The following is an 832-nucleotide window of genomic DNA, read 5'->3' as shown; positions in this document are numbered from 1 at the left end:
ACCACCAAGGACGGCGTTGACATTTTCTACAAGGATTGGGGTCCGAAGGACGCGCAGCCGATCGTCTTCCATCACGGTTGGCCCTTGTCCTCAGACGACTGGGACGCCCAGATGCTGTTCTTCCTGTCGAAGGGCTACCGCGTCGTCGCCCATGATCGCCGCGGCCATGGCCGCTCCGCCCAGGTCTCGGAAGGTCACGACATGGACCACTACGCCGCCGACGCCTTCGCCGTCGCCGAACACCTGGATCTGAAGAACGCCGTCCATATCGGCCATTCCACCGGCGGCGGCGAAGTCGCCCGCTACGTCGCCAAGCATGGCCAGCCGGCCGGCCGCGTCGCCAAGGCGGTGCTCGTCTCGGCCGTCCCGCCGCTGATGCTCAAGACCGCGTCCAATCCGGAAGGTCTGCCGATGGAAGTGTTCGACGGCTTCCGCGCAGCGCTCGCCGCCAATCGCGCCCAGTTCTTCCGGGATGTGCCCGCAGGTCCGTTCTACGGCTTCAACCGGGACGGCGCCACGGTTCACGAAGGCGTCATCCAAAATTGGTGGCGTCAGGGCATGATGGGCGGCGCCAAGGCCCACTACGACGGCATCAAGGCGTTTTCGGAGACCGACCAGACCGAAGACCTGAAGGCGATCACCGTGCCGACGCTCGTTCTGCATGGCGAAGACGACCAGATCGTTCCGATCGCGGATTCGGCCCTGAAGTCTTCCAAGCTGTTGAAGAACGGCTCGCTGAAGACCTATCCGGGCTTCTCGCACGGCATGCTCACCATCAATGCCGACGTGCTGAACGAAGACCTGCTGGCCTTCGTGAAGGGCTGACCGGTCG

At 64.1% G+C, this 832-nt stretch carries 1 protein-coding gene; it reads left to right on the top strand.

The genetic code is table 11. From position 1 onward, the window contains the following. Positions 1-825 (top strand): alpha/beta fold hydrolase (locus OCK01_RS26395; protein WP_263826558.1); only part of this gene is annotated, 825 nt, incomplete at its 5' end. Positions 826-832 lie beyond the last annotated feature (7 nt).

The organism is Rhizobium sp. TRM95796 (genome assembly GCF_025779995.1).
Lineage (GTDB): Bacteria > Pseudomonadota > Alphaproteobacteria > Rhizobiales > Rhizobiaceae > Rhizobium_E.
Note: the sequence above shows the minus strand (reverse complement) of the source record. Positions and strands in the feature narration are given on the sequence as shown.